General features: G+C 59.6%; 5 protein-coding genes. All 5 read right to left on the minus strand.

Annotated features, from left to right (window positions below; translation table 11 throughout):
- Positions 1–265 precede the first annotated feature (265 nt).
- A complete protein-coding gene (locus E1J61_RS35725; RefSeq protein WP_133098501.1) occupies positions 266–613 on the minus strand; it encodes an outer membrane protein assembly factor BamE in 348 nt (115 codons plus the stop codon).
- A gap of 400 nt (positions 614–1,013) precedes the next feature.
- Positions 1,014–1,448 carry a single-stranded DNA-binding protein gene (gene ssb, locus E1J61_RS35730; RefSeq protein WP_133098502.1) on the minus strand — a complete coding sequence of 145 codons (435 nt, stop codon included), beginning with the start codon at positions 1,446–1,448 and terminating at the stop codon, positions 1,014–1,016.
- Positions 1,449–1,450: 2 nt separating this feature from the next.
- A complete protein-coding gene (locus E1J61_RS35735; protein ID WP_133098503.1) occupies positions 1,451–1,981 on the minus strand; it encodes a hypothetical protein in 531 nt (176 codons plus the stop codon).
- Positions 1,982–2,073: 92 nt separating this feature from the next.
- Positions 2,074–3,306, minus strand: a complete 1,233-nt coding sequence (locus E1J61_RS35740) for a tyrosine-type recombinase/integrase (protein ID WP_133098504.1) — start codon at positions 3,304–3,306, stop codon at positions 2,074–2,076.
- A 31-nt stretch (positions 3,307–3,337) separates the two neighbouring features.
- On the minus strand, positions 3,338–3,698 hold a 361-nt coding region (locus E1J61_RS37625; protein WP_165971615.1), incomplete at its 5' end, for a hypothetical protein.

Genomic DNA, 3,698 nt, shown 5'->3' on the forward strand with positions numbered 1-3,698 from the left:
CGACAAACTGACCGAGGCGGTCGGCTTGGCTGCCGGGGCACAGGCCGAGTTAAAAGAGGTGCGCGCTCATATCCAGGCCAAAACCGCGGATCACCCACCCCCTACCGCCCTGAGCGCGGCCACGGGCGACGCCGAAAAGAGCAGGCCGCGGGGGGGTAGCAAGCCCTGAGGGCTCATCTCTGCAGGGGCGGCGGCGATCTCGTCTCCGGGGAGGGCAGCAGCGTCTACGTGCAGTACCTCAACGACACCCCCCAATTCGGTCTCCTTACAGGCGGTTCTCGGCTTGCTGGAATTCCTTCACCACGCCCTTTCCGGTGAAGCGGAAGACCAGCGTCGATTCCTTCATGCTGTTGCCCATCATGTTGGCGAACGGAATGTAGGCGAGAGCCCCAGTGCTGACGTTCTGGTACGACCAGATCTGCTCGCCCTTCTCGAGGTACTGCACGTTGCTGGGGCGGCCAAAGATGCGTTCCACATCCTTCGTGGTGGTAACGCCAGGCTTGATCATGGCGACCTTAGATTGGTCCGTGATGGTGTTGTTGGAGCCGGTCGTCGTGCAGCCGGCAAGGGCAGCGGCCAGAGCCAGGCTTACGGCAAACATGGTTTTCTTCATGATTCGCTCTCCATAGAAGGGTTGCTTGATTTGAGATAGCGTTAGGCACGGGGACCCGGTGTTGCCGGTCGCGCACCCGTTGTCTTGCTGTCGGCAAAGGCTGCTCGGGCCGCGTGGTCCATGGCCTTGACGACAGGGACAAACGTTTCGTCACGGAGGCCTTTGAGCATCCATGAGACGGGGGCAAATACTTCGCCTCCATGAAAGGAAAGCGGCTTCGGTGGATCCGTCTCAGCACGCCTCTTCGCCCCGTCTTCGCCGCCCATATGCAGGACAGCCGGGACCATTGCCTCATCCAGATGCTCGCAGTAGCCAACCCAGCCGAGATCTTGGCCACTCTGGGTGACGATGTGAAAGAATGCGACGGACACTCGCTGCATGGAGGCTGTCATAGCATCGGCTAGAACGGTCGATCCTCATCCCAGGCCGTATCCGCAGGCGGGTTGGCAGCGGGCCGGCTCGCTGGCCGTTCGGTAGAACGAGTGGGGGCATTGCGCTCACCGGTAGCAAGGCCGGGGGCGAGCTTGTCGACATCGAACGCGATGACTTCGGTCATATACGATGTCTTACCTTCGACCTCGTACTTCCGCGTCTGCAGCTTTCCCTCGATACTGACGCGGTCGTTCTGGACCAGATTGCCGGCTTCCTCGGCCACGATGCCGAAGCACACCACACGATGCCAGTTGGTGAAGTCCGTGAATTCGCCATTGCGATGCACGCGCTCCACCGTGGCGATACGCAGCGTAACGGCCTTGTCGCCAGAGGCCTTACTGCGAGTCTCCGGAGCGCCGGCCACGGTGCCCTTGAGGACAACTCTGTTGGTGTCGCGCCCCATGGTCAGATCTTCCGGGCGATGATGCTGATCTCGCGCGATACGCCGGTCGACACGTCCGCATACGGCAATTGAACGGCTTTACCGTCCAGCATGGCGACCCGCATCTTTGCGGTAGCGGTGCTGACACGGGGAGCCTGAACCAGGAAGCCATCATCCTGCATGACGGTATCCATGCTGATGAACTGACTATCCTTGATTTCGACCTCAGTAGTGACATCGCCATTGGCTGCCAGCGCAGGCGTCAATTCGATCTCGAATCCATTCCATACCGTGCCGGGGCTGCACGAGAGTGCTTCTGCGGTGCGATCGCAGGAGGCCAGGTAGCTGATTGTCTGTCCCGTCTTGGACGACGAGGAACTCCCGGGAATCGCCGACACGGTAGTGGCGTGAATTACGCGGCCCTTCTCCAGCAGCTGGATCTCATAGGCGATATGCGGCGGGCTGACGTAGATGACACTCTGCTCGGCGTGCGCATTGGCACTCAACAGAATTGCGAGCCCGGTGGCGATGGTAGCGGCGGCATTCTTGTTCATTTTCTTGCTCCTTGGGTATAAGTATAACGATACGGAATTGCCAAGTTATCGACGTGTACTGTGCAAACATTAATGGGAGGTTTAGCCGCTCATTACTTGCCCACCTGGTGGAGATCCAGGTGGTTGTGAGCTTCCACCTCTCTGTGCATGTCCAGCGCTTGCGAGTGCGAGTAGAGTGACGTGGTGGCCAGATCAGCGTGGCCGAGCACATCCCGAACGACGAGAAGCGGTGTGCCGTTCCGTAGCATGGCGGAAGCGGCCATATGCCGTAGCCAGTGCGTCGACGCTGCACGGAGGTGATCTGCATCCTGTTCGTCCTCCAGCGTTTCGGCTGCTGCTTCAAACATCCCTTTGAAGACTGTGTACAGGGCTTGCCGAGTGATCGGGCTGAATCCCTTCTTAACCTGGATGGAGAAGATGATCGGAGTGGCCTCGCGCGGGGCGGGCGTGACGGGCAGTCCAAACGATTGTCGGTACAGGCTCAGTTCGCTAAGCACTTCGTCGGTCAGCGGAATGTCGCGTGGCTTCGATCCCTTCCCAATGACTTGGAGGAATGCTCGGGTCTTCTGCGTGACTGGGTCCTGTACTCGGACGATATCCCCCATTTGCGCAGTCAAGGCTTCGCTGCTGCGAATTCCGGTCGAGTAGAAGAGCGCGATCAGCCATCGGTTCCGTGCGTACTGCCGCCGCGCATTGATGGTGTCGCGCTTGAAGGCGGCAAGCCAGTTCAACAGGCAAAGCCACTGATTGTCCTCCAGCATCCGGTCAGTGCGCTTCGTCTTGAGGACGGGCGTTCCGCGACGGCGGGACAGCGTCAGTAGCGGGTTTCCGGCCAAATAGCCTGCGTCTCGCAGCCAGGCGAACATCTGCCAGATAGCGCGCTCGGCAAAAGAGATGCTCTTCGGCTGGAGCGGGCCGGCAAAAGGCTTGTATGCCTCCGAAACGCGGCCATCTCGTCCAAAACGAGGCCGCTTGGCACCAACCCAAAGCGCAGCCGGCTGCGGGTCGAGAAGGAAATCGGTATAGCGCAACCAATCCTCATGGACAACGGAAGATAGGGGCTTCTTCAACGTGAGGATCACCCAGACATAGAAGCGGGACACCTCCTTCTCGTACGCAAGAAAAGTCGCTTGCCGGTCCCTGTACTGGCTCAGCCAGATCTGGATGGCGTCCCAATCCCGGTCAGCGGAGATCTGCTGCCTGCCCGGATTCCGATTGGTGCCGGCACTGCCGTCGAGGTGCTGCGGCAGCGTGAGTTTCCTCAGCGTCGCGTAGGCGTCGCTGGGAGTGATGAGGGTAGGGCGCAGGGCGAGGTTGTCCGACATTCCGTCAGCAAAATGTGTTTGGTTCGTACGGTCAACCCTTGCAGAGATCCTCAACCTCGAACGTCTCGTCGTCGTGGTCGAGCTGCGCAACAGGCTTGACGCTAGTCACCTTCGCGTCCTTCTTCTTGTGCTTTTGGCGTTCGCTCTCGATCTTGTGACGCGCATCGAGCAATGCCTTCAAACTGGCTGCGGGCAGCGTGATCGTCTGACCTTCCAACTCGGCTTCGTTGTTCTCGAGAACGGTCGAAAGCTCGGAAAGCTGTTGCTTCGACAGGCGATTGTAGAAGGTGTCGAGGGATGCAACCACGTCATTGACGGTGGTTCGGGAGAAGGCTCGCCCCAGCACCGCGGTTTTGGTGATCTTCTTCTGTCCGCCGATCTTTTCGACCATG

The sequence above is a fragment of the Cupriavidus sp. L7L genome, from assembly GCF_004353535.1.
GTDB lineage: Bacteria > Pseudomonadota > Gammaproteobacteria > Burkholderiales > Burkholderiaceae > Cupriavidus > Cupriavidus oxalaticus_A.

What these genes read in the sequence shown, in the direction of transcription:
- E1J61_RS35735 (WP_133098503.1), bottom strand. Translation starts at nt 1,981, where the DNA reads ATGAACAAGAATGCCGCCGCTACCATCGCCACCGGGCTCGCAATTCTG.
- ssb (WP_133098502.1), bottom strand. Translation starts at nt 1,448, where the DNA reads ATGGGGCGCGACACCAACAGAGTTGTCCTCAAGGGCACCGTGGCCGGC.
- E1J61_RS35725 (WP_133098501.1), bottom strand. Translation starts at nt 613, where the DNA reads ATGAAGAAAACCATGTTTGCCGTAAGCCTGGCTCTGGCCGCTGCCCTT.
- E1J61_RS35740 (WP_133098504.1), bottom strand. Translation starts at nt 3,306, where the DNA reads ATGTCGGACAACCTCGCCCTGCGCCCTACCCTCATCACTCCCAGCGAC.